The sequence below is a fragment of the Paenibacillus radicis (ex Xue et al. 2023) genome, assembly GCF_024722015.1.
Taxonomy (GTDB): Bacteria; Bacillota; Bacilli; order Paenibacillales; family NBRC-103111; genus Paenibacillus_S.
In genome coordinates, this window is record NZ_JANQBD010000012.1 from 199,553 (window position 1) to 224,545 (window position 24,993).

Sequence of the window (24,993 nt, forward strand, 5' to 3'; positions counted from 1 at the left end):
CTCCCGTTCTTTTTGTTTAAGAAACTTGTAGTTTCAAGCTGTCCCACCTAGAGCGGCATAGGCTTCCCTAAAAAATTAATAAAGGCTATTTTACTGTAGATATTTACTTTTGCTTCCATAATATCATAAATGCCGTTCGCCGTATCATCGGGATTTCCCGGAGCCGATTCGCCGCCCATATCCGTTTTAATCCATCCCGGATGAACCGCATACACCCTGATTCCTTTATCCTTCAGATGCTCCTTGAGCCTCTCCGAGAACATATTCAAGGCCGTCTTCGACATGCTGTAAGGATAGTTGGTGGGGAATGCGTTGACAATGGTTCCAGCTTCTGACGAAATGTTGATAATGAATCCAGCTTCCCCCATCCTCATAAGTGGCAAGCAATGCTTGACTACTCGCATAGGTCCGAACGTATTAACCTCAAACGACTGAAGAACATCGTCCATGTCGAGCTCTTCAATAAACTTCTCTTTCCCCAGCAACACCGCTGCATTATTTATGATTGCATTGAGCATCCCCACAACAGCTTTGATTTCACTGGCTGCATTTATAATGGATGATTCACTTGTCACTTCAAGTTCAACGAAATGAAGGGATTCCCCGTACTGCTCCTTCAACTGTTTCATTTCCACGGACAACGCTGCTTTCGACCTTACTCCAGCAATTATCACGTGACCTCTTTGCAGCCCTAATTGGGTAAGGTGGCAGCCTAATCCCCGGTTCGCTCCCGTAATTAATATGTTCATACACACATCCCCAATTTTCTCAAACTAATTTTTATCTACTTCCTTAAACTCCAGCGTAACACCCAGCTTCTGGACTGTATCGAAATAAGCGTAACGCTCCTTACCTTTCTCCGTTTTCTGGATGATCGGCATTCCTTTCTGCTCCATCAATTGAATATGCTCTTCAAAGCCTTCGATATTCATGGCGACATAATGAACGCCCTGACCATGCCCTTCTTTAAACTCGTTCCAAGGACTTGGTTCGTCAAGCGGCTCAATCAGTTCGATATAAATCGGCTTTAACGGCACGATGGCGGTTTTGCAGCGAACCTTCCGCTTCTCTCCCCGGAATATCGTATATGCCCGCGGATCTGGTTGGGTATCCGGTTTAGGCACGCTCACTTTCGGCACTTCTATGTTAAAAATTTCCGCATAATGTTGTACAGCTTCCTCAATATTTTCGACTACAATACCAATTTTAACGATTTGGTCTGTTGAAATTTTTTCCATGTTTACCGTCTCCTTTTATTGGTTTGATTTTTTAGGTGTGATTCATGCACAACTGCGCCATACGATTAGCCTTTGACCGCGCCTTCGCTCAACCCCCGCACCAGCAGCTTCTGCGCTAGTGAGAAAATAATGATCGCCGGAATACTCATTAAAATGGAGGCGGCCATCAACTGCCCCCAACGAACGCCCTGCTCGTCGATAAAGAATGCCAACCCAACCGAAACCGGCCGAGTTTCCGCCGAGCTGAAAATGAGCGCGAATAAAAATTCATTCCATGCCAGGATGAAGGAATACATCGCTACAGCGGCGATCGCCGGGAACGTCATGGGAATCACGATCCGCCAAAGCAGTGCAAAAATCGAGCAGCCGTCGATGACCGCAGCTTCTTCCATTTCATACGGAATTTTATCGATAAATCCTTTCAGCAGCCAAACAGAAATCGGCAGAACAACGATCAGGTAAACTAATATCAACCCTGTGTATGTGCCAAGCAAATTCAAATTCCGAAGCGTGACATAGAACGGGATAATAATAACGACGCGTGGAAAAATCTGAGTAAATAAAATCGACCAGAGCAAGGTGTTCCTCCCCGGGAACTTAAAGCGCGAAAACCCATATGCCGCCATAATACCGATAACCAATGAAAATACAGTTGATCCGATTGCGATGATGGAAGAATTGAGAAAATACCTCATCATCATCTTATTTTTAAGTATGCTTGCATACTGCGAAAAGTCTATCGGGTCCGGTATCCACTGTGGTGGTTGGGCGTACACCATATTATCGGGCTTCAGCGAAGTACTAATTCCCCACAGGATGGGGATTAGGCAGAAGCTGCAAAGAATCAAAGCAGATATATATACCAAGCCATGCTGCAGAAATCGAACTCTCATTTTCTTGGTCATCCTGCATCACCCCGTTTATTCACCTTGTAATTCATCAGCCCATAGAACACAAAGAAAATAACGGCCAAAACCAACAGTGTGACGCTGATTGCGGAGGCTCCCCCAAAATCAAAATTGGTAAACCCGATACGATAAATAAACAACCCTAATATTTCCGAAGCCCCGCCAGGTCCGCCGCCCGTCAGCACATATAACAGATCGAACGCGTTAAGGTTATGGATAATTTGCAGCAGTAAAACAATAACGATGATCGGCTTCAAGCTCGGAATCGTAATATAACGGAACAACTGAACCTTATTGGCTCCGTCAATTTCACCCGCCTCGAACATCTCTTTGGGAATGCCCTGCATACCGGCGAGCAGCATGAGCATAACAAACGGAAAACCCGCCCATGCACTGGCAAACATAACGGAGTACAAAGCCGTATTGGGATCGCCAAGCCAATTATGGCTGAGACCTTCCATTCCGTAGGATCTGAAGAACACATTCAACAGCCCAGTATCGCTTTGGAAAATCCATCGCCATAAATTAGAGGACACGATAGAAGGAACGGTCCAGGGAATCAGGCAGAGAATCCGAAGGAAAATACCGCCCTTCACATTTACATTGAAAATGATAGCCGCCCAAAAGCCTAAGAAAAACTTCAATATAATCGCACCAACGATCCAAAGGAGCGTATTTTTGAAGACAGTGGTTATTTCTTCTTTCGAAAAAACCTTCGTGAAATTGTCCAGCCCTGCAAACTTCAAATCAAAGGCAGGAAGCTTCACTTCAAATATACTGAATCGGAGGGTTTGATAAATGGGATAGATCATCATTAAGATCAGTAGCAGTACGCACGGCAGAATCAAAACATACACTGGGCCTCTTTTCAATACCATCTTTTGCAGGGTGTTCATAGCCCATATACCACTCCTTTCCTTCAAGCTCTGCTGCTATTTTTTCAAAAGAGCGTTCATTTGTTTGGCCATTTCATCGGCGGCCTGCTGAGGAGTCTTCGCACCGGTCAGCACCTTCTGGAGCTCGGTGACGATGACCGTCTGCATTTCGGTCCAGGCTGCAACAGCAGGCATCGCCTTCTGATATGGCGCAGCTGAGAGAAGGAACTGCATTTCCGGCTCGCTCCATGGAGGAACGTTAGTTGCCGATTTACGCGATGGGAACACCACGTTCAATTTCCCCATGTTTTCCGGCTTCATGTACCAAAGGACAAACTGTCTAGCCGCGTCTTTGTTTTTCGAGCTCTTCGGAAGTGTAAATGACCAGCCTCCGGTACGTCCGAATTTATTCGGCTGCAGCACCATTCCCCATTTAACTTGAGGGTTCTTCTTCAGCATATCGACCATACTGCTGGAGTTCGGCATCATTGCCACTTGATTGTTCAGGAACATCGGCATGACGTCTTTGGTCAGGGCAAAATTGACGCTTCCTTCAGGCACGACCTTATGCTTCGTATACAGCTCTGTCCAGAAGGTAATCGCTTTGACGCCTTCCGGTTTATTGATGATGGCTTCGGTGTTTTCTTTGTTCAGGAAATCGCCGCCATAGGACCAGAGAACAGGAGAAAAAGACGAGAATACGTTGGATGGATCACTATTGGAAGCGGCGATGCCAACCCCGTACTTTTTGCCAGCAACGGTAATTTTCTTGGCCATTTCCAGCATATCTTCCTGAGTCCAGTTATCCGTCGGGTAAGAAACTCCTGCCTCATCAAACATCGTCTTATTGTAGAAAAATACGGAAGATTCCCCACGGTTCGGCAAACCATACATTTTCCCGTTGATCTTGCTTCCATTCCAGGCCCCAGCATGGAAATCGTTGACATCGAGATCCTTGATATAATTATCCCATGTCTCCAGCATGTCTTTTCCAGCCATAGCGGGAAGCATCGTAATATCCAAGTCAAGAACATCCGGAGAGTTGCCGCCCAGTTCGCTGGAAATAGCTTTATCGAGGTAACCGTTAATGGGCAAGGTTTCAATTTTTAGTGTAACGTTAGGATAATCTTTTTTGTACGCGCTAACAATTTCCGGCACTTTTTCAGCCCACCAACTGCCCATCCATACGGTGAGTGTAACCGGACCTTGCGCCTCCGTTTTTGCAGGTTGATCCCCTTTCCCCGGCGCAGGTGTTGTTGTCGATGGTGCACTTTGATTACTGCTTGAGCAGCCGCTTATAACCAGCATCACCCCCGCCAGCAGCCCAACGCTAAGTCGTGAAAATGTCATTGTCTTTTTCATCCTTTCATCTCCCTTTTTAATTTTGGCTTATCTACCTAAAAAATGGGAAAGAAATTAATGCACTATCGCTGTCGAATTGAAACATGCTGTGCCTATTCCTTTCCCATCGGTAAAACTTTCGACTTTTCAAACAACCGGAAGCTTATGGTTTGATATCATTGCCCAGCAGCTCAATAATCAGCTTCAGATCCTTGAATGTATCCATATAAGCATACCGTCCACCTGTATACTCACCTTTCTGAATCAAAGGCATTTGGCGGTCTTCCATTTCACCCACGATGCTTTTCAAACCATCCACCCGGAATGCGATATGGTGAAAGCCCTCACCCTTCTCATCCAGAACTTCGCGCCAGGTACTAGGATTATGGTCTGGTTCAATCAGTTCAATCGTAATATTGCCGAATTTGATAAAGGCAAGCTTGGCCCTTGCTTCCGCTGGCTCACCATTGTAAGTTGCTTGCGTTTTATCCAATGTATCCGTCAATTTCCACTGTGGTTTTTCGATGCCGAAAAAGTCCGCGTAGGCTTGGCTCGTTGTTTCAATATCATTTACAAGCACCGCGATTTGAGCGACGATATCCGTACCCATCAGGTTTTTATTATTTTCCAAGACAATCCCTCTTTTCGTTATAGTAGGCAAATCCAGTAAATCCGGTATTCATTTTCCTAAGCTTATCGGGACCCGACTTCTTTGAACTCCAGCGTAAGGGCCAATTGGGCAATAGAATCGAAATAGGCATATCTTTCATGCCCTTTATCCTGCTTGAACGTAAGTGGCATCCCTAATTCCTCCATAAATTGCACATGCTGCTCGAATCCGTCGATATAAAATGAAATGAAATATACGCCTTGCCCATGCTTCTCTTTAAAGTCCGTAAATGGATTCGGCACGTCCGGCAGAGGCTCGATCAGCTCGAGATAAACAGGCTCCGTATATATTTTCGCTACCTTGCAGCGGGGTTTTCTGTCGCTTCCCTGGTACCAGGTATAAGCTTTGCCGGATGGATCAGGCGGAGCTTCGGGACCCGGCGTCGATACTTCCGGCATTTCCATTCCGAATATTTTGGCATAATAGGATGCCGCTTCTTCCACATTGTCCACTACGATACCAAGCTTCACAATCGTTTTACTGCCTACAGACTTTATAGCGTCCAAAACAAATCCCTCCAAAGTATAGTAGATTCATTAGATACCTTTACAACGAGATGTGGTTTTCTTTTGGCAACAGTTCGGATATAGTTCCACTCCCAGCTTGTATTCCTGCGCATTGGGCAGATGCTCAAGCAGCAGTAGAGTGTCTTGCGACAGCTTGTTCAACTCCGTCAAGAAGATTCCATAGTCCACCTAAAGTGAATTTCATCCCTGTAATCTGCGATGTTTACCTGAATGCTGCCAATAGATAGGAAGCGTTTACATTTCCACTCTCAGCTGCATTCAAGTAAAAGCTTAAAACCGCCCAGCACCTTGAGATTAGATCACCTCCTACATGCAAGAGTATCATCCTCATTTCTCAAACACATGTTGATTGTTCTCGATAATTACTGATTATATTTTCATTTAAAATCATATCCTATCATTTGATTTCCTATTTTAATATATATGACAAATAATTAAGCATCAACACTATATCATCAAAATATATTGTTCACACAATAGTATATGATAACAAATAATAACTCTGATTCACTCCGGGTCCTTATTTATGCAATTCCATCCTTCGAATCCTATTTGTAAATAGCAGGCCATGCTCACTTACAGCCGGTTGGCCGTCCAAAGCACGGAACGGCGCAGCATTTCACGCACCTGGGGAACAGCGTAAGCTTTTCCGTCATGGCCAAGCAGCGTTTGATATACGCGAGAATTGCGGTATTGCGTCACCCACGCTAGCGGTTCATCTTGATTGCTTATATTGGATTTCGCCGTGTAAAGCGGCGGCAGCTCCTCACCCTCCTGATTGAAGTACAATTCATCCGTAATCGCAAACGGCGTGATGCCTTGCGTAATGGGATGGGAATCATTCGTTATGTTAACGAAAAATTCGCCATATTTGTCATGCTTGCTGTTCCCATGATGATTCCATACTCTACGCACAATGCGGCGGTACTCCGGCCAGTCTGATTCTCCACCCTCAGGCAAGGAAAAGTGAAACGCACCATTGGCAAAGTGCAGCACCACAATGCCGCGCCCTTCTTCCGCAAACTTGATAACATTGGCCTTGGCGCCATCGCTCAATTGGGACGGATCCTTCCAATTGCAATAATTCAGTGCAAGCACATCGTATGTAAACAATGCATCCTCAGCCAGCACTTCAATGTTAAGCGAGACGGTTACGGTGATGCGCTCATCCTCCTGCAGCGATTCCTGAATGAGCGGAGTCGTTTCCTCCCAATGATGCCATTTATGGTTTTCATTTCCTGAAATCAAAAGCACCTTCGTCACATGATTTGGCATAGTAATAACTCCTCTTCCTATTCGTTATTTTGTCATTTGATAGAATTGGGTCATATGTTCCAGCAGAACCTTATAGGTTGCCGCGATGCTCACGTAGCTTTCATGGTTGACGCTGTTAGGCGTCATAACATCGCTGTATGTAACAAATGATTTAATGACATCCAAGCGCGTAAAAGCCCCCACCCCATAGCCGGCAATGACGGCGTTCGCCAGTGCAGCTGTATCCGATCGCTCCAGCCTAGTGTAAGGAACGGACAGAACATCGGATTTGATGGAATTAAATAATCTGCTTTTGGTACCTCCTCCAACACCGATAATTTGCGAAAAGGAGGCGCTGCCCAGCAGCTCCTTCAAGGTGTCCAAATAGTGGCTGTACTCGAAGGCAACCGATTCCAGTATAGCCCGGTACATGCTTTTTCTTCCGTGAGACCAGTGCAACCCCGTCCAGCTACCTCTCAGAAAAGGATTGTTCGGGCATACTCTCCCGCCATAATGCGGCACGAAGAACAGCCCGTTACAGCCCGGAGCCTCCGCTTTCGCCTCTTCGTTCAATGTGTCGAAGCCAGCGTCAGGCCGACCACCGCCAACCTGCTCCCGGAACCATTCCAGACATTGGCCGCCTCCGTTAATATAAGCCAAAGGCGTCCATAAACCCGGTATGACCGAAGGTGCGTATACTAAGGTTTTGCTCACAGTGTCCGGTTGATACCGGTCCACGCAGCAGGCCAGCACCGAAGCCGTTCCGGCGACATCAAACATCAAGCCGGGCTTGACGACCCCCGCTCCGAAAATGCTGGCCGCTGTATCCCCGCAGCCGGCCGCAATCGGGATCCCCTCGATTAAACCGCAATATTGCGCCGACTGTTTGGTCAATGCACCTATGATGCGCCACGGATCGGTGATCGCGGGCATTTTGTCCTTGTCAACGGAGAAAAATTCCAGCAATGGATCGGACCATTGTTTTTGCTGCACGTCGGCATAGCCCATAAAATGCAGATGCGTAAAATCTATAAAAGCGTCTTTGGCGTTCAACCCCGCAAGCCGCCCGGCAATATACCCGGAAAGCGTCACGAATTTGGAGATCCGGTTGTAGATGTCCTGCCGCTCATGCTTCCACCAAAGTATTTTGGGTCCTGGAGCATAAGTAACCGGGCAGCCGGTAATCCGGATCAGATTTTCCTCGCCGAATTGTTTCATCATCGGCATATAGGCTTCACAGCGGGTATCCAGCCAGGAATCATAAGGGGTGACAGGCTCCCAGTGATCGTCAATCCCCATAATTCCCGCCATTTGGCCATCCAAGCTGATGGCCTGTACTTGGCGGGGCTCGATTCCTGCGCTTGTTACCGCTTCTTTCACCGCTTCTACCACTGAGGCGAAGATCTCTTGAGGGTCCTGGGTTACCGAGCCGTCGGAAGAGGTAATCAACCGAATCGGTCTCTGCGCCTGAGCGATAGATGCTCCATGGCCGGAAACAACGGCGGCCTTACTGCCCTGAGTGCCAATATCGACCCCGATGAAATAATGCTCATTCATGGTCAGGCTTTTCCCATGTTAGCGACTTCGTCGACCGGCTTACCGCATCCAGTACCTGATTGTTAAGCCAACCGTCATAGAAATTAGGAGAAGCGGCTTTATTTTGCCGGATCGCATCGATGAAATCGGCCAGCTGATTTACAAACGTATTCTGATAGCCGATAATGTGACCCGGTGGCCACCAAGCATGCACATAGGGATGAACATCCTCGGTAGCCAAAATTTTACGGAAGCCTTGAACCTCCACATCGTCTTCCTTGCTCCAATATTGCAGCTCATTCATCTGTTCGAAATTGAATACCAGAGACCCTTTCGTACCGTTAATTTCAATCTGCTCATAGTTTTTCCGGCCGCCCGCCATCCGGGTCGCCTCGAACGTGCCCATGGTGCCGTTTTTAAATTTCGCCAAAAATGACGTCGTATCATCGACCGTAACTTCTACCATTTCAGCTACGTCACCCTTGACCTTTGAGAAGTCCGCACCCAAAGTTGCATCGACTTTTACTTTGGGGCGTTTCGTAATAAATGTTTTTTCCATTCCCACCACTTGGTCCACCTCTCCAACCAAATATCTGGCGAGATCGATTAAATGCGCGTTCAGGTCGCCGTGCGGGCCGGAGCCGGCAATGTTTTTATCCAGCTTCCAGCTTGTCGGGAACTGGGGATCGAGCAGCCAATCCTGAAGGTACACACCGCGAAAATGATACAGCTCCCCTAGCTTGCCGTCATCAATCAGCTTTTTAGCCAAGCAGATCGCGGGAACTCTGCGGTAGTTATGGCCCAGCATGTGAACGACCCCTGCCGCTTCCGCTGCATCAAGCATTTTTTTGGCTTCCACCGCCGTGAGAGCAAGAGGCTTCTCACACAAAATGTGCTTGCCCGCAGCAGCAGCCTCAATGGCTATTTCCATATGCGTATTCGTAGAACTGCAAATTAACACCGCATCAATATCTTCCCTGTGAATGGCCTTGCGCCAATCCGTCTCGTAAGATTCCCAACCGAAGTTTTCTGCCGCCTGCTTGACGAGATGCTCCGTTCGGCCGACAATAACCTTCTTGACTGGCTGCAGCTCGCTTTTGAAAAAAAACGACACATTATCCATCGCATGACTGTGAACTTTACCCATAAAGTTATAGCCAACCAACGCTACATTTAATTTGTTCATGGAATTCACTCCTTTATCGGGAATCGAGAAACGACTACAACTTTGTACTTACCCATTGATAACAAAAATGATTGCGCTTGCGTCCTCACTCTAACCATTTGCTCAGCATTACATTTGATTGATGAAAATCTCGCTTTATTCAGCTGTTTATCCGAAGAAAATTCAAATAAGTTCCTTTATGTTACTGCTATATTTGTTAAATAGTGAATAACCAACAACTCCAATTGCTTCAACTTATTCGTTAATGGTAATATATAATAAAATATATTAAGAAAGGGGAAGGCATTATGAACCCATCCGATAATCCATCCCATATCCTTTTTGCGGAAGAACGAAAGAATGAAATTATTAAGCTCGTAAACTTCAAAGGCAAGGTGTTTGTTCCCGATTTAGTCGCTCATTTTAATGTTTCTCCCGCCACCATCCGAAACGATCTGCGTGAATTGGAAGGCTTCCATTTGATTAAAAGAACGCACGGCGGGGCCATTCCGATTGAAAGCGAAAAGGTTGGCTTCGAGATGGTCAATCAACAAAAGTCGGTGGAACACATCGAACAAAAGAAAATGATTGCGAAATCGGCTTTGAATTACATCGAAGAAGGCGACATTATTATTTTGGACACCGGTACGACCACGCTGGAATTGGCCAAAATGTTAAAAAATATGCACATTACTGTGATCGTCAACGATATCGATATCGCACATGTGCTCGAAGAGTATGAACATGTTCAAGTCGTGCTCATCGGCGGCAACGTCCGCAAAAAATTTCGCTCAACCGTCGGTCCGTTTGCCCTTAAGATGCTATCGGAAATCAATGTCGATAAAGTGTTTCTGGCCGTCAACGGCTTCAGCATGACTCGTGGAGGCACAACGCCCGATGTCAATCAGGCAGAAATTAAAAAGAAAATGATTGAAATTTCCACAAACACTATCTTGCTTGCGGACAGCAGTAAAATCGGAAAAAGCTCCTTCGTGCAATTTGCTGCTCCTTCCCAAATCACCACTCTAATCACGGACCCGGGAATCGATTCCTCCCATCTGGAGCAGCTGCAAAGCTTAGGCATTGAAGTGGTCATCAGCGAAGCTTAGGCGACCACCACATCGAGACCGGAGTTTACCAGATTTAGCAGCTCCTCCGAGGTAATACAATGATCCGTAATCAACAGGTCGATTTCGGTAAACGGGATGAATTGCACGAAGGAATTGATCCCGATTTTGCTGCTGTCACAGAGGACGATGACCTGCGAGGCAATTTGCGCCATGATTTTCTTCACTTCGGCTTGGGCAATGTCCGGCGTTGTACAGCCTCTATCTATGCTCAAGCTGTTTGTTGTCAGGAACGCTTTATCAACATTAAGCTCGTTTAATGTTTTAGTCGCAAACGGTCCTACCGTACAATGAAACTTTTTTCTTAAGATACCTCCGATGATCAGAACCTGAATTCCCTCCGCCTCATCAAAGCAAGCTGCGATATCAATATCATTAACAACAACCGTAATATTATCTTTATTCTTCAACAGCTTTGCCAGCTCGATTGAGGTAGTCCCCGCATCGAGAACAATAATATCGCCTTCTTCCACGTACTCCAACGCCTGCCGTGCGATCGATTGCTTCTGAATCAAGTTTTCACTACCCTTGATAGTCGTCTCCTTCTCAAATCCTACACTGGGAAAGTCCAGCGAAAGCGCCCCTCCGTGTGTTCTTTTGATTAAACCCATTTGTTCCAAGTCTCTCAAATCGTTCCGAATCGTTGCCGGTGACACCTTAAAATGGCGAACCAATTCAGGCACCAGGATTTTATCCCGCTCTTTGATCAATTCAATAATTTCGCTCTTCCTCTCTTCTGCAAATAAATGTCCTTTATTGCTATTTGACAAATACGGTCACCTCCCAGCTCAACCCCTTCTAACACTTCAACGCCATGAACCGACTTTTTAATATTTTTCGATTCGATTATACAGGCCACACCGTTTCCCCTATACCGCAAGTATTTCATCACATGGCTTCCTTCGCAAAGGTTTCGATCAGGTTGGCGGAAGCCATTATTCCCATATTGTCAATCGCGTCAAGCGTCGATGCAGCGCAGTGTGAGCCGATAATCAGCTGAGCCAGCTCCAGAAGCTCTGACTTGGCCGGCGGCTCCTGTTCAAACACATCGATGCCAGCACCCCAAATCTTATTTTCCTTCAATGCCCAGTACAAGGCTTCTTCGTCAATCAAGCCTCCACGAGCCGTGTTGACAAGAACCGCGGTCTTCTTCATCATTTCAAATTGACGACGGCCGATGATATGCCGGGTAGCCGGAATTAATGGAAGGTGCAGGCTGATAAAATCGGATTCCTGTATAACCCGTTCGAAGGATACATACTCGATCCGGTTGTCTGCGGCATATTCCTCGTCTGTAACCGTGTCATAAGCAAGAACCTTCATATTAAAGCCTTTGGCTCTCCGAGCCACGCCTTTGCCGATATTGCCGAGGCCGATCAAACCCAATGTCGAATTCCACATGTCGACGGTCGTTAATTTCACCCAGTTCAGCTTTCTGCATTCCTGATCAATCATCGTCAGCTTTCTGGCGACGCCCAGCATTAAGGCGAAGGCAAAATCAGCGACAGCTTCCTTGTTAGCTCCAACCGTCGTAGTGACAGGTATTCCCAGCTCACCTGCAAATTCCAGATCGATATTATCCGTTCCAACACCATACTTGGAAATGACCTTTAACTTACGGGCATGCTGTAAAACCTCCTTATCCAGCGGATCGACTCCAATGATGACGCCGTCTATCTCCGAAATGAGCGAGATCATTTCTTCCTTCGTCAATATTCTTCCGTGCGGGTTCAGGACAACATCGAACCCTTGCTCCTTAAGCAAATCCAGGGGAGCTGAGCTGTTTTGGCCAAAGGACCGGGGGGTGACCAAAATCTTTCGAGCCATAAGCCTTCACATCCTTATTTCCATTTCGGATTATCGATAATGATCGGCCTTCCATCCTGCTCAACCACGATTTTTCGGAAGCCCTTCGTTTCAATCGAGCCGTAATCATGTCCGGCGTCGCTGCGAAACACATAGAAAGTAATCAGCGGTTCATTGCCAATGTTGATGCTGCGGTGGGCATAACGGCCAGGCACGTATACGGCTTTGCCCGGTGTAAATTCCTCTGCGGTCCAATCCCCTTCGGGGTTCTCCATCAGCATGTATCCTTTACCGCCGATGCAGTAATACACCTCCGCTGTATCCAATATCGTATGGAAATGGCCCTTCGTCATGTAATATTCGCTTCCCACCTTGCCCGGATAAACGATGCTCGTTCCGAAAGCCAGATTGCCCGGCTGCTCCGGAACGCCCAGCTCATAAAATTCATAAAGCAGCGGATCCCCGTCTGCCGTCATAGCGGCGTAGGCTTGATCATCAGCGTACATTCCTTTCATCTTCGACAGATGCCTCTTTAATGAAGGAGTCGTGTCGGACAACCCGTTGTTAAGGCTAAAATATAATGAAAAAGGCTTTAGTATAGGCTCCAGCTGTTCCATAGCCTCGCGCTCCTTTAGTTTTTTGCCGTTCTTAAATCCATTGTGGTTTTTTCCAGCCGGTCGAAGATTTCACCTTTGATTCCCGTATGGAATACTTCCGCGATAACCTGCGTCCAGCCGTGAATAAAGTAAATCCAACCGTCCTCCACATGGAGCTTCTTCATATCCTTTTGCTTTAATGCCTGATGCATGAAATCCAGCTCGCCCCGGTAGTTCAATTCCCAAACGACGCCGTTTTGCGGAAATTCGCAAGTATCTGTCAATGGGGAGCCTGGGCGGTCCTTTCCTAAGCCGGTGGCGTTAATGACCAAGGAATACGGCTTTAAGCGTTTTAAAATAGCGTCATTGTCGGCAGGGTCAGGACATAAATGATATTCGAACTCAACCGACGTATCGATTTGTCCCAGCAATTTTTCCGCAGAAAGCAGTCTCGGCTCGCTGCGGTTGCTGATGATGATTTTGGAAGGCACGTTATCCCCATGCTTCTTATCTGTCAAGTGAGAGCTGATCGCCAATGCGCTCCCGCCAGCCCCCATAATGAAAATCTCCCCATTGTAATCGTTCCAGAAGTTGTCGGGAATGAATGCTTCGAGAGACAAACCGCTGGAAATCGGGTCCTTGGCGTAGCCTTCAAGCCGTCCTTCGTTCTTGGAAATAGACGAAATTTCATCGAACATAGCCGCATAAGGGTCCAGGTATTCGAATAAATCTTTACCGGCGTTGTATAAATCAATCTTGTGTGTCGTTACGAGTGCACCCAAAGATAGCGGATCGTCTTTAATAAACTGAATGCAATCGCGATAAATTTGCGGATCGGCATGAATCTCTATGTCAATACCTTTAATGGCGGCATCCTTCAATCCGAGTTCGCGCGCCCATAAGGGAAACAATTTCATTATGGAGGATTGTGTTGTCGTTACGCCTATAAAATACAAGGTCGGTTGTGCTGCCTTTGGAGGTAAACTCATCTTTCTCTCTCCCTTCTAACACTTACTTGGATAATTTGTTTTCAAATGCGACCGCCGGATTGTTAATCATCATTTTGGCAACTGCCGATTCAGCTACGCCATACTGCTTCAGCAGCGGGAGAAAACGGCGTGAAATATGGTCCAACCCGATGTCGCCGCCATAGCTCTTCAATCTTGCCCTTGTCGTATCCAGACCTAATAAAAGAAGGTCCTCGAAACCGCTGTCCACCATATCTTTAATTAACTCCGCCTCTTGCTCGTCGCTATGATACTTGTATCTGCCGATGGTATCATATTCGAGATAAACACCCTGCTTCGCCAGTTGCTTGTGCGTTTCCATTTGATCCAGAGTTCGATCCAGATGGCATATAATGATTTGTCTCGCCGGGATGCCTTGCTCCCGGTAAAAGTCGACCAGCGCCACAGCTTGCTCGCCGGATTCGGTATGGCACAGTAAGGGTGTCCCCGTCTCCAGTGCCGCCCGGGCGGTAGCGCGAAACCATTTTTTTTCGGGGTCGGCCATACGTTCTTCATCTATAGCCGTCTTGATAATACCCGCCTTGGACCGGACCGAATCACGGGGATCCTGCCTATCGCTATGGACGAACATCCCATGGGTCAATTCATGGATAAACACATCGGCTAACGCAGCTTCATCGTAACGATAGATCCAATGGTCTTCAGCATAAAAGGCAAGCTTGTGAAATCCTGTAGCGGCAATTATATGGATATGGCATCTCAGTGAAGCTTCGATGAGATTCATTTCCATTCTTCCGCAGCCTAACGGCTGGGCATCCACAATGCTGTTCCCGCCGATCTGTCGAAACAGCAGCAATTCCTCCATCGTTTTGTCCAAGTCGTCGATGCGAAGCGCAGCGTTTATTTGGGCAGGCTTGCCATTGGCTACAAATAAATGCTCATGGCTGTGGCAAAATCCCAGCATTTTTTTATCGATCGAGCCTAACACCGTCTGAATGGCCATCTCCTGTCACATCCTTCGCATCATGATGTCAAACGAACGATTTGGCCTTCCTTGATGGACTTGTTCCCGGCATTCACAACACTAACTGCCATCTTGCCGTCATGCCCCGTCACCTTCGGCTCCTTGTCTTCCAGAATGCATTCCACAAAGTGTGCATCCTCCGCCAAATACGCATCTTTATACAACGATCTCCAACTATTCATAACCGGCCTGGTTATTCCATTCCGATTGGCGGTTAAGATCGTTTTTTCGTGCACCTGACCGATAAAAATAACGCCTTCCGTGCCGAGAATCTCTACTCGGGAATCGTATCCGTATTTTACGGAAACCGCCCCGTCGATCACTCCCTGCTTTTGGTTCGTAAATCTCGCATTCAGCACCACATTATCGTAAAAGTCGGGGAACTGCTCCTTAGCCTCCGGGCATCTGTAGTTGCCCGCTATCGCATATACGCTTTCAAACTCCGCGCCGATAAACCAGCGAAGTGTATCAATATCGTGGCTGTTCACTTCAGCGAGCGGGCCGTTGCTTTTCTTAAGATCGTACATCCAAGGCTGGGGAATGCTCGGGCCTCTCGTCAACGATCGAACCATCACGACATCCCCGATTAATCCGGCTTCGATTTCTTCCTTCGCCTGCATAAAGCTTTCGTTGAATCGGCGCATAAATCCGATCTGAAGCTTTACGCGATTATTATTCGCCGCTTGGATCATGTCTTCGCATTCGCTTTCAATCATGCCCATCGGCTTTTCGCACAGCACATGCTTGCCCGCTTCTGCAGCTTCAACCACAATATTGCGGTGATAAATCGTTGGCGTAACCACAACAACCGCATCAATCGCATCACTTTTTAGTGCTTCTTTATAATCCGTATAATAGGTATGTATTCCAAGGCTTTCAGCCGCTTGCTTCGCAGCCTGTTCATTCGGGTCTGCGATCGCTGCTAAGACGGCGTTCGGTACGTTTTTTCTGAAATTGACTGCATGAATCATGCCTGCGCGTCCGGCCCCGATAATGCACACTCTTATGTCCCGTTTCATCATGATTTTCTCCTCTTATCGGTTATTGGGATAAGGCTGAGGCTGTCCCTTAGAGCAGACGGTACACCCACTTTAAGAGACAGCCGCCATTCCCCTTAATGCTGAGGTTTATTCTTCTTATCTTTTTTATCGAATACTGCTTCAATAACGACAATTTTCAGTTCGGTGTCGGCGATATTACGGAAGGTATGCTTGCTTCCGCTCTTCGTTAAGCAAGCGGTACCCGGCTCCATGACGAATGTGTTGCCGTCAACCGTCATTTCCCCCTTGCCTTCCACCACATAATAAATTTCTTCATTGCCTTCGTGCGGATGGAGGCCGATTGTGGTTCCTACCGGCAGCGTCGTTTCATGCATAAAGTTGATCAACGAATCAAAATCATCCGGATTTCCCGGAACCGGCAGCAAAGGCTCGTACCCGAGCAGCTGCCTTACATAGATAGTTCCTTCACCATCATGGCAATCGTCCACAGGGAAATTCACGACATCTTTTCTTCCTCTAACCACATAAGCCAAAACAATCATCTCCTTAAATAATGAATGATTTTATAATAAATATAATGGCCAGCAAAATAATGAGGGAACAAGCAGATTTCGAATTAATTGACAGTAATGATGTTTTTCAAGCCAATGCCTCTGGTCGCATGTTCGAAAGCTTTATCGATTTGATTTAAGGTAAAGCTGGCGGAGATCAACGGCTTCACATCGACCAGCTTGTTCTCAACAAACTCAAGCGCTTTTCTGAACTGCAGGATGCTGGACCTCGTGCTGCCGGTAACGATCAATTGCTTGTAATGAATAATGTTCGTATTCAGCGGGACGATTTCTTTATCTTTGGGAAGCCCTCCAAAAAAGTTAATTCTTCCGCCTATCGCCATCAAGTCAAGCGAGCTCGATTGCACCTGTGGAACCGGACAAGCGGTAATTAGTACATCAACGCCTTCCCCATTGGTGAGCTCCATAATGTACGGCTTCAAATCAGTGCTCACTGTTGTAATGGCATCGTCAATTTCCCTGCACATGGCGAGCCTTTCCTCAGAAATGTCGTTGATGATTACCTTGGAGGCTCCAGCCATTTTGGCCAGCTTCGCATGCATCAGTCCGATCGGACCTGCTCCGATAATCAGAACAAAATCTCCGGGCTTCACATTGACCTGCTGAAAGCCGTTATACACGCAAGCCAAAGGCTCCACGATTGCCGCTTCTTCAAAAGTGACATGATCCTTCAGCAGCGTAATGTTTCCTTGTCTTACAGCTGCTTCAGGAATTCGCACGTATTGGGTAAACCCGCCGTTAATATTAATGCCGAGTGCTTGATACTCCTTGCAAAGATGTGTGTTGCCGCCTACGCATCGAGCGCATTGACCACATCCCATATTGGGGGCCGCTGTTATTCTCATGCCTGGTTGGTACTTCGTAATATTTTTGCCGACCTCTTTGATGACGCCGCTGATCTCATGGCCCAAAATTCTTGGCGTGCTTGCGCTGATTCCCGTGTAACCGTTTTTAAACATCCGGACATCTGTACCGCATATGGCTGCCCGCTTCACCTCCAAAAGAACTTCGTTCTCATTAATTTCGGGAGTTGCATACTCTTCAATCCGCAAATCCTCGGGACCGTACAACAAAGCTGCTAACATAGGTCATTCTCCTTTTTTAATGTAATTCATGATAGAATTTATCATTTGTTATTGTTTATTATCATTTATCATAACTCCACTAATAGTATGTCGTCAATACAAATTTTCCCATAAAACAACCTGTAAATCATACTTCTTCCAATCCGATATTGAGCACTTTAGACATAAATTCAAGCTCTACCTTTTTATGCCCCGGGATTAATATGCCGTGGTGAGAATAAAGCGAGCTCATCAATTTATGACCGCTCGGCACCTTCAACAGTGCGCCATTCCTGCAATCCGAACCCGGATATTGAACGTAATCTTTAAGCATGCCTTCCACTGCCAGCATCTTTCCAAGCGTCGGATGCATTTCGGCAATGGTCAGTTCGCCAATCGGGTAACGTCCGTCAATGGCTGTAGCGTTTTCATCCACGATGCCCAGCACCTTCGGACGAAGTGTCCACTCGCTTGCAAAGGACTTAGGCATACAGGCAAAAAATCCGCAGTGGCCTACGAGAATGTGATTCTCAGGCTCTTCCACTTCAGGAAAATGACTGATTCGTTCATGCTTGATTGCAGTATCTCCCATCAGGAAAGGATACAAATTGCTCATGACGACGGGAGCCTTGATCGATTTATGTATAATATATTTATTTAAAAGCGATAAAATATCGCCTTCGCAACCCCACATCACTCCTAATTCCTCATAGAGCATACTCCACGCCAAACATGGAGTCGTATCCGAATAGGCCGATTCATTGAGGCAGTTGATGCCTACGCCTTTAATACTCCGGTCGTTTTCTATTTCACGCTTGACCGCAATATACATTTTGACAGCGCTGTTAAAAGCTCGAGGCGTAACCCCGCTTGTATGGATACTCCAGCTTTTGAGCACCTCTTCTGCCTCGGAGTCGGCGATACTTTTGGCATCGGCGGCCAGCTGCTTAAAGCTCTTTTTCACAATGCCGATGCCGAATTTATCCTGAATGCGGCTGACGCACTCATCCTCCCACCAGAAGAAACGCTTGAAAATACTGGCCTGCATACCATCTCCCGGGTTATCCTGAAACACGAGAAATTTGCTTTGCTTCATTTCCCGCTTTAAGCCAAGCGTACGGCAAATTGTCTTCGTCAAATCCAGATTGTACGGCGCGAAAGGCTGCAGCCCTTCTGATTTCAGAAACGTAACAATCTCCCAATCCCACATGGCAACGGTTCCAAATTCAGACGTAATGACGACAATCGGAATATTAATCTCCTTGAAATGATGAATTTCACGGTAAGCCTCCCCAACCAATTGTGGAAACACAACGGCATCCGCTTCTGGAATCGGGGAACCGAGGGCCACGGGCTCCAAAATTTCCGCTTCTTCGGCAAGTAAGGTTTTCAAACGTTCCAGCTGATCATCAAATTCATGGTCTCGTGCAGTTGCAAAATACATCGGAACTAAACGTGCTTTCATCGTAAAACCTCCCATGTCATTCTCTTGTCAGAAACAACACCTCAACCGCTATCATATTGTTATATGCTATTATATTATATCTTATACTATTATATTTTATCATTTATTGAAACGTCAATATGATAATACGTGAAAATTATAATGTTTATTTTCATTTATTCCCGTATAAAGCAAAAGAGCGAAACCCTTTTTATCAAAAAGAATCTCGCTTGTTGTTTGTCCTTGTTATCGATGCCAAGGCGTAACTGTGATATTGTCGATATGAACTCTCGATGGAAGATGGATCAAGTACGTAATGATATTGGCGATATCATCTGCCTTAAGCATCGTGGAACGGTTATCCTCCGTTATTTGCTCTTTCTTATGATTCCATATCGTGGTGTCGACCGGACCCGGGCTTACCGCTGTAACCCGGATGCCGGAGCGTCGGTTTTCCTCAATCATGGATTCGGTCAGGGCTCGGGCTCCATATTTGGATGCGCAGTACAAACTGTTGCCTGCGCCGGTCCGGAACGAAGCAGTGGAAAGGATATTGATGATGTAGCCGAAATCCCGTTCCATCATTCTAGGAATCACTTCACGGCTCATCAAATAAGTACCCGTCAAATTAATATCGATCATGCTTCTCCACTCTTCCACATCCGTATCCTGCAGAGACTGCTTCTCCCGCATGCTTACCCCCGCCGAATTAATGAGATAATCGATACGGCCGTGAGCGGACATCACTTGCTCAATCGCGTTATGAACTTCCCCTTCGTTTCTGACATCCGTCTGGATCCCCATCACGCTATCCTTATATTTCGGCAGGACGGAGTCCAGCACCAGGTTCAGATTTTGCTGATTGCGCGCAAGGGAAACCACCTTCATCCCTTCCTCCAGCAGGGCGTACATGACAGCCCGTCCGATTCCCTGGCTCCCACCCGTGATAACGGCCACTCTTTCCATGTTCATAGAGTCCCCTCTCCTCCATAACGAGCTGCTTAAAAAGTTAATTGATAAATGGTTTGATGACGGAAGTGACTAAGCTGTGATCTTCCTCTTGGGCCAGCCCCGACACGGCGATTGCTCCGACAACGCCAACATCTTTGACAATTATCGGGAAGGCGCCACCGCTTGCAGCATAATCCGCAGGATCGACATAATACCGCTCTTGGATGTTCTTCTGTATAGACTTTAAATAGGTGGAGATGTAATGAGAGCTGTGTCCGAAACGAGTAGCGACATTGCCTTTACGTCTTACCCATTGATCGTTATCAGCCGAGGTCTTGGGAAACGCATAATGAAACAATTGCTGCCCATTTCTCGTGATATCGATGGTGATATGCTTATTCTCGAGCTTCATTCTCTCGACCATTGTGCAGCCAATCTGGAACGCCATTTCGTTGGTGAACTGTGTAAATTGCAGCTGCTCTTCTTCCTGAAGCAGGCTCTCCAACTGCTGGGTGATATCATCCATAATTATTGACAGCTCCTTTATATACGATTATATGGCCGAACATCCGTAAATTTATTGAGTGCAGCGCAGTACCGAGCTTCGGAGCAGCTCGAGCATTCCTTCATGTAGAAGTCCCTCTTTATTATGCGCCGGTGTTACACAGCATACCGTTCCTTTTCCATAGGAATGAGTCCACCCGCCTATCGAGTGACCATCAACCGAGTCCGATTGCAAAAACACAGTTGTCTTCGCCTCATCACAAATAACAAAATAATGCTCATCCAAAATTTCAAACGATATTTCTTGGGAATGATCCGTTGGAAGTACCCCTCTGTAGTTCACCATTTGATGCTTTGTCGGATGGTAATCGAAATACCCCCCTAACATTTTAATAAATAGTGAATCCTGCGGATAAGAGGCGAGCCCTGAATGCCATGCCAGGAATCCCCCTCCCCCCTTAACGTAGCGGGAAATAGCTACCGCTATCTCCTCGGTTAACCAGTGACGCACAGTCTCGTCCCGAGGATTGACCCGATCTTCCTTGAACAGGATCACAGCAGCAGGATGTGAATCCAATCGTTCCAGCAAATGGTCAGCTGATATATATTCGATGTGATAGTGACCACTCTCTACAACCGGCTCAAGCGCCAAGCTCAAAGACTGTTGGATAATATCTTCAGAATGATAGTAATCTCCAACGATTGCATAAATAGTTTTCATCCGTTTATTTCCTCCATAGGCTTCAGAATATTAGATTGGCATCGGTTCACCTTTAAAATTAATGAAAAAATGCTCCGGATCGATGTCCTTTCTCAACTCCAGAATATCGATGATACCCTGCGCGCTTTCGACCGGATCACCAGGAGCCTTCTCACCGCCCATGTCGGTCTTGATCCACCCCGGATGAAGCGCATAGACACGAATTCCTCTGCCCCTAACGTATTTTTTGAGCTGCTTGGAGAGCATGTTGATCGCTGTTTTGGAGATGGCATAAGGATAATCACCCCCATAAGCATTCGACAGGCTTCCCGCTTCTGATGAAATATTGATGATAGCCCGAGAGGGTCCATCCGGCACCAATGGCAGTAAATGCTTGATGACTCTCATTGGCCCGAACAAATTAATCTCAAAGCTCCGTGTTACGTCCTCCATCTGCAGAGCCTCAATTGAAACCCCTCTACCCAGCAGTATGCCTGCATTATTAATAATGGCATCCACTGCTTGCCCATCCGCCATTAGATTTTGCGCTAATTGAGCAACCGTCTCTTCATGGCATACATCCAGCTCTACGGCTTCTATCTGGCCGGGGAAGCGGCCGATAAGGTCCAGCAGCTTCCCTTCAGGCTTTGCAGAACGAATACCAGCAATAATAGAATGACCTCTCTGCGCAGCCGCCGCTGTGAGCTCATAACCAAGGCCGCGATTCGCTCCTGTAATGACAATTCTCATGCTTGCCCCTCCGCCTTCGGCATAATGGGAATATCCTTAGGCTCACCCAGCTCTTGAAGTCCAAGCGTCACTCCAAGCTTGGCAATCGTATCAAAGTAGCTGTATCTCCCTTTTCCATATTCGCCCTTGTGAGTCAGCGGAAACCCTTTGCTTTCCACGAAATCGATATGCTGCTCAAAACCGGGAACGGTAAACGTTATGAAATGAACGCCTTGACCATACTGCTGCTTGAACTCGTTCCATGGGCTCGCTTCATCATACGCCTCCAGCAGTTCCACCTTCACGGGGCCCATTTGCAAATTGGCCAACTTGACACGACCGGGTATAAATGTTCCGCGATACCACGTATAGCCGCTCTCCGTATGCTGGGGAACGCGGTTCAATTCAGGAACACGAATGGCCGGCATCTCTATACCGAACAATTCCGAATAGTGCTTTGCCGCTTCCTCTATGTTGTCTACGACGATCCCGATCTTCATCAATTGATTATTTTCTATATGCTCCATCTTACACAGCTCCTCTTATGATAATTACTTCTTATCGTTTTCCAGCAGCTCAACAATGATCTTTAATGGCTCGAAGGTATCGATATACGCATAGCGTCCACCGGTATATTCGCCTTTTTGCAGCAAAGGCATCTTGTTACGCTCCAGCGTCATGACTTTATCCTTCATGCCTTCTATTTTAAAAGCAATATGATGAGGACCCTCACCATGCTCATCCAAATATTCGCGCCATGTGCTTGGGTGCTCATCAGGTTCAATGAGCTCCAATTGCAGGGAACCCATTTTGAAAAATGCCAGCTTCGCTCTTGCTTCAGAACGCTCGCCTCTATGTTCTGTTTGTGCCGATTCTACAGCAGCGGTTATCGTCCAGCCTGGATTTTCCACTCCGAAAAAATCGGCGTAAGTCTGAGAGGTTTTTTCGATATCGTGAACCAGAATACCGATTTGTGTTATAAAATTAGTACCCAATAAGTTTTTTTCCATTTTTCATGCTCCTTTGGATTGTTATTATAAATAGGGCTATTCAGAATAACCCACTTATTTAGCCTCATCAGTCTTTGTTGCATGCAGCAAGCACTAGCCCTTTACCGAGCCGAGCAGCATGCCTTGATTGAAATACTTTTGCAGGAAAGGATATACAACAAGCAGCGGAATCGCGGTGAACACCACGGCAGCCATTCGGACGGCCGGACTAAATTCCAAGCCTTCGACAGCCGGGCCCATATTCTCACTCGGTTGAATGAGCATTTGACGGAGAAAAACCTGAAGCGGCATCTTTTCGGCAGAGGTCAGGTAAAGGATAGAGCTAAAATACGAATTCCAGTAATCAACTGTGTAAAAGAGGGTAAAGGTCGCCAAGACCGGCTTGGATAGCGGGAGTACAATTTTCCACAGCAAACCAAATTCAGAGCAGCCGTCAATTCGGGCAGATTCTTCAATTTCGGTAGGGAAGTTTTGGAATGAGCTTCGAATAACTATTAAATTAAAGGGAGCGATAGCACCTGTAAGAAATAGGGACCAATAGGAATCAAGCAGGTTTAAGCCTCTTACAAGCAAATAAAGCGGTATAATGCCTCCACTGAATAGCATCGTAAACAACACCATAAAATTTAATAACTTACGGCCCTTCAGCCAGGTTTTGGATAAGCCGTATGCCATCAAGGTTGTAAGAGTCATACTGATTGTAGTGCCTGCTATAGCGATAATAGTTGAGTTTTTAAAGGAGGTAAGAAAGTTTTGATTCACCATTAAATAGGCATAAGCATTCGTTGTCCACACCCTCGGTATTAGAAAAAAGCCCCGTGTTAAAATTTCCTGTTTAGTTGCAAATGAAGCGAATACAACATATAAAAATGGGATCAAAACGATGATTAGGACGAGGACCAGCAGCGTGTACACTACCGTTTGGTATATAGGAGCTCTACCTCTGAAATCGTATGCTTTCATCTCAATAGACCCCTTCCTCTCCGATTTTTTTAGCCACCCGATTCACAATCAGGATCAGACTTAATCCAATTAAAGATTTGAAAAGTCCAACCGTCGTTGTGTAGCTAAAATCACCCTGCAAAATCCCTATCCGGTATACATACGTATCGAACACATCGGATAATTGCAGATTCGTAGGATTTTGCATCAGCAGAATATGCTCGAAGCTCGTATCCATCAAATAGCCGACCCTTAGAATGAATAAGATAATAATTGTCGTTCGCAACCCAGGCAGAGTAATATGCCAAATTTGTCTCCACCGGCTGGCACCATCAACAACAGCAGCTTCGTATAAGGTCGGATCAATGGACGCAAGCGCCGCAAAAAAGATAACTGCGCTCCACCCGGCTTCCTTCCAAATACTTTGTGAAACATAAAGGAACCGGAAATAATCGCTGTCGGTAAGCAGCTCTATCGGTGCGAAGCCCCAATTCACTAACAGCTTGTTGACTCCACCCTCTTGCATGGAGAACAGAAGGATGGTGAGACTGACGACAATAACCCATGACAGAAAGTGGGGAACATACACAACGGTCTGTACGAATTTACGAAACCATGCATGTCTCGCTTCATTGAGCAATAAGGCTAATACTATCGGCGCCGGGAAAAACAAAATTAAATTCATACAGCTAAGTAAAAGTGTATTTTGCAGCAATCTTACGAAGTCCTGCTCCCCGAATAACCTGCGAAAGTTATCCAATCCCACCCAATCACTTTTCAGAAATCCGTCAAAAGGGTCAAACTGCTGAAAAGCTATGATTACGCCCCCCATGGGAATGTATTTAAATATAAGAAAGTAAAGGAGGCCGGGAAAAATCATGATATAGAGGGGAATTCCCCGCTTCCAGGCTCGAATATTCCTTTTGCTCTCTGTCGATACATGTACACTTTCCTCTTTCCCCTTCAAACTTATTACTCTCATAAAGCATTGTCCTTTCTTGATTCAATCATTATGTTAGTTTCGATCTACCTTGAGGGGGA

Annotated in this window: 28 protein-coding genes; 1 reads left to right on the forward strand and 27 read right to left on the reverse strand. The window is 46.4% G+C overall.

What is annotated here, in order from left to right:
- Positions 1 to 47: 47 nt before the first annotated feature.
- From NV381_RS17680 to NV381_RS17725, 10 genes are all read right to left on the reverse strand, one after another.
- Positions 48 to 749 (reverse strand): SDR family oxidoreductase, encoded by a 702-nt coding sequence (locus NV381_RS17680; protein ID WP_258214610.1) that lies wholly within the window; start codon positions 747 to 749, stop codon positions 48 to 50.
- Positions 750 to 773: 24 nt separating this feature from the next.
- Entirely contained in the window at positions 774 to 1,238 is a 465-nt protein-coding gene (locus NV381_RS17685; protein ID WP_258214611.1) for a VOC family protein, read from the reverse strand.
- A gap of 65 nt (positions 1,239 to 1,303) precedes the next feature.
- A complete protein-coding gene (locus NV381_RS17690; protein WP_258214612.1) occupies positions 1,304 to 2,131 on the reverse strand; it encodes a carbohydrate ABC transporter permease in 828 nt (275 codons plus the stop codon).
- Between the two features lie 8 nt (positions 2,132 to 2,139).
- Complete coding sequence (locus tag NV381_RS17695; protein ID WP_258214613.1) at positions 2,140 to 3,042, reverse strand: carbohydrate ABC transporter permease; 903 nt, start codon at positions 3,040 to 3,042, stop codon at positions 2,140 to 2,142.
- A gap of 36 nt (positions 3,043 to 3,078) precedes the next feature.
- Entirely contained in the window at positions 3,079 to 4,383 is a 1,305-nt protein-coding gene (locus tag NV381_RS17700) for an ABC transporter substrate-binding protein (RefSeq protein WP_258214614.1), read from the reverse strand.
- 142 nt (positions 4,384 to 4,525) lie between these two features.
- Positions 4,526 to 4,972, reverse strand: a complete 447-nt coding sequence (locus NV381_RS17705; protein ID WP_258214659.1) for a VOC family protein — start codon at positions 4,970 to 4,972, stop codon at positions 4,526 to 4,528.
- An 83-nt stretch (positions 4,973 to 5,055) separates the two neighbouring features.
- Positions 5,056 to 5,538, reverse strand: coding sequence for a VOC family protein (locus NV381_RS17710; protein WP_258214615.1), 483 nt, complete (start codon positions 5,536 to 5,538; stop codon positions 5,056 to 5,058).
- A gap of 597 nt (positions 5,539 to 6,135) precedes the next feature.
- The gene (locus NV381_RS17715) at positions 6,136 to 6,834 is read right to left on the reverse strand and encodes a ThuA domain-containing protein (RefSeq protein ID WP_258214616.1); all 699 of its coding nucleotides are present in this window, start codon (positions 6,832 to 6,834) and stop codon (positions 6,136 to 6,138) included.
- 24 nt (positions 6,835 to 6,858) lie between these two features.
- Positions 6,859 to 8,370, reverse strand: a complete 1,512-nt coding sequence (locus NV381_RS17720) for a xylulokinase (protein ID WP_258214617.1) — start codon at positions 8,368 to 8,370, stop codon at positions 6,859 to 6,861.
- Entirely contained in the window at positions 8,363 to 9,535 is a 1,173-nt protein-coding gene (locus tag NV381_RS17725; protein WP_258214618.1) for a Gfo/Idh/MocA family protein, read from the reverse strand. The genes NV381_RS17720 and NV381_RS17725 overlap by 8 nt, the downstream gene beginning before the upstream one ends.
- A gap of 287 nt (positions 9,536 to 9,822) precedes the next feature.
- On the opposite strand from NV381_RS17725, the gene NV381_RS17730 reads away from it, so the two are divergent.
- Positions 9,823 to 10,623, forward strand: a complete 801-nt coding sequence (locus tag NV381_RS17730; protein WP_258214619.1) for a DeoR/GlpR family DNA-binding transcription regulator — start codon at positions 9,823 to 9,825, stop codon at positions 10,621 to 10,623.
- Here the strand turns inward: NV381_RS17730 and NV381_RS17735 are convergent.
- The 17 genes from NV381_RS17735 to NV381_RS17815 all read right to left on the reverse strand — a co-directional run bounded on the left by NV381_RS17735 (position 10,620) and on the right by NV381_RS17815 (position 24,934).
- On the reverse strand, positions 10,620 to 11,411 hold the full coding sequence (locus NV381_RS17735; RefSeq protein ID WP_258214620.1) for a DeoR/GlpR family DNA-binding transcription regulator: 792 nt from the start codon (positions 11,409 to 11,411) through the stop codon (positions 10,620 to 10,622). The two genes, NV381_RS17730 and NV381_RS17735, sit on opposite strands and share 4 nt — an antisense overlap.
- 118 nt (positions 11,412 to 11,529) lie before the next feature.
- The gene (locus tag NV381_RS17740) at positions 11,530 to 12,468 is read right to left on the reverse strand and encodes a phosphoglycerate dehydrogenase (RefSeq protein ID WP_258214621.1); all 939 of its coding nucleotides are present in this window, start codon (positions 12,466 to 12,468) and stop codon (positions 11,530 to 11,532) included.
- A 14-nt stretch (positions 12,469 to 12,482) separates the two neighbouring features.
- Positions 12,483 to 13,064: a glucose-6-phosphate isomerase gene (locus NV381_RS17745; protein ID WP_258214622.1), complete on the reverse strand. Its 582-nt coding sequence runs from the start codon at positions 13,062 to 13,064 to the stop codon at positions 12,483 to 12,485.
- A gap of 14 nt (positions 13,065 to 13,078) precedes the next feature.
- Entirely contained in the window at positions 13,079 to 14,032 is a 954-nt protein-coding gene (locus tag NV381_RS17750) for a shikimate dehydrogenase family protein (RefSeq protein WP_258214623.1), read from the reverse strand.
- A 22-nt stretch (positions 14,033 to 14,054) separates the two neighbouring features.
- Entirely contained in the window at positions 14,055 to 15,014 is a 960-nt protein-coding gene (locus NV381_RS17755; protein ID WP_258214624.1) for a phosphotriesterase family protein, read from the reverse strand.
- Positions 15,015 to 15,034: 20 nt separating this feature from the next.
- A complete protein-coding gene (locus NV381_RS17760) occupies positions 15,035 to 16,057 on the reverse strand; it encodes a Gfo/Idh/MocA family oxidoreductase (protein ID WP_258214625.1) in 1,023 nt (340 codons plus the stop codon).
- A 92-nt stretch (positions 16,058 to 16,149) separates the two neighbouring features.
- Entirely contained in the window at positions 16,150 to 16,560 is a 411-nt protein-coding gene (locus NV381_RS17765; RefSeq protein WP_258214660.1) for a cupin domain-containing protein, read from the reverse strand.
- 92 nt (positions 16,561 to 16,652) lie between these two features.
- Complete coding sequence (locus tag NV381_RS17770; protein ID WP_258214626.1) at positions 16,653 to 17,693, reverse strand: zinc-dependent dehydrogenase; 1,041 nt, start codon at positions 17,691 to 17,693, stop codon at positions 16,653 to 16,655.
- Positions 17,694 to 17,820: 127 nt separating this feature from the next.
- Complete coding sequence (locus NV381_RS17775) at positions 17,821 to 19,137, reverse strand: hypothetical protein (protein WP_258214627.1); 1,317 nt, start codon at positions 19,135 to 19,137, stop codon at positions 17,821 to 17,823.
- Between the two features lie 225 nt (positions 19,138 to 19,362).
- Positions 19,363 to 20,088: an SDR family oxidoreductase gene (locus tag NV381_RS17780; RefSeq protein WP_258214628.1), complete on the reverse strand. Its 726-nt coding sequence runs from the start codon at positions 20,086 to 20,088 to the stop codon at positions 19,363 to 19,365.
- Between the two features lie 37 nt (positions 20,089 to 20,125).
- Entirely contained in the window at positions 20,126 to 20,593 is a 468-nt protein-coding gene (locus NV381_RS17785; protein ID WP_258214629.1) for a heme-degrading domain-containing protein, read from the reverse strand.
- Between the two features lie 51 nt (positions 20,594 to 20,644).
- A complete protein-coding gene (locus NV381_RS17790) occupies positions 20,645 to 21,292 on the reverse strand; it encodes a ThuA domain-containing protein (protein WP_258214630.1) in 648 nt (215 codons plus the stop codon).
- Positions 21,293 to 21,322: 30 nt separating this feature from the next.
- Positions 21,323 to 22,021 (reverse strand): SDR family oxidoreductase, encoded by a 699-nt coding sequence (locus NV381_RS17795; RefSeq protein ID WP_258214631.1) that lies wholly within the window; start codon positions 22,019 to 22,021, stop codon positions 21,323 to 21,325.
- On the reverse strand, positions 22,018 to 22,527 hold the full coding sequence (locus NV381_RS17800) for a VOC family protein (RefSeq protein WP_258214632.1): 510 nt from the start codon (positions 22,525 to 22,527) through the stop codon (positions 22,018 to 22,020). The genes NV381_RS17795 and NV381_RS17800 overlap by 4 nt, the downstream gene beginning before the upstream one ends.
- A 24-nt stretch (positions 22,528 to 22,551) precedes the next feature.
- Positions 22,552 to 23,010 carry a VOC family protein gene (locus tag NV381_RS17805; RefSeq protein WP_258214633.1) on the reverse strand — a complete coding sequence of 153 codons (459 nt, stop codon included), beginning with the start codon at positions 23,008 to 23,010 and terminating at the stop codon, positions 22,552 to 22,554.
- Between the two features lie 93 nt (positions 23,011 to 23,103).
- Positions 23,104 to 23,973, reverse strand: a complete 870-nt coding sequence (locus NV381_RS17810; RefSeq protein ID WP_258214634.1) for a carbohydrate ABC transporter permease — start codon at positions 23,971 to 23,973, stop codon at positions 23,104 to 23,106.
- A gap of 1 nt (position 23,974) precedes the next feature.
- On the reverse strand, positions 23,975 to 24,934 hold the full coding sequence (locus tag NV381_RS17815) for an ABC transporter permease (RefSeq protein ID WP_258214635.1): 960 nt from the start codon (positions 24,932 to 24,934) through the stop codon (positions 23,975 to 23,977).
- Positions 24,935 to 24,993 lie beyond the last annotated feature (59 nt).